This window comes from Pseudomonas sp. DE0010 (assembly GCF_007680745.1).
GTDB classification, from domain to species: Bacteria; Pseudomonadota; Gammaproteobacteria; order Pseudomonadales; family Pseudomonadaceae; genus Aquipseudomonas; species Aquipseudomonas parafulva_B.
The window spans coordinates 1-248 of record NZ_VEJQ01000257.1; the positions used below are offsets into that span (position 1 = coordinate 1).

The 248-nt window shown below is 60.1% G+C and carries 1 protein-coding gene and 1 pseudogene; both read right to left on the reverse strand.

All coding sequences use genetic code 11. The features are described 5' to 3' along the window. Nucleotides 1–99: hypothetical protein (locus tag FS767_RS23305; protein ID WP_256674315.1), on the reverse strand; the 99-nt coding region annotated here is incomplete at its 3' end. An 18-nt stretch (nucleotides 100–117) separates the two neighbouring features. Continuing rightward, a pseudogene (locus FS767_RS23310) lies at nucleotides 118–248 on the reverse strand (3-dehydroquinate synthase); the annotation flags it as partial.

Here is a 248-nt window from a genome sequence, read left to right on the forward strand (position 1 = left end):
CGCCGGAAAGAATTTGAAACCGGGAACGCGGGCGGCGAACGGGTCGTGAGTGAACTGATAGTGACCGAGGAAGGCTTCGTCGGCGTGCAGATTGGACATGGGACTCTCTTGTTCTCCTTACTGGGCGGTCAGCGCTTGGTAATCGGTACGCAGCGTCTGCTCGAGAATGTCGCGGGCGAAGTCGGCGGTCACCACGGCCTGGCCCAAATCACTGAGCAGTACCAGCCGGAGTTGTCCATCCAGGACCT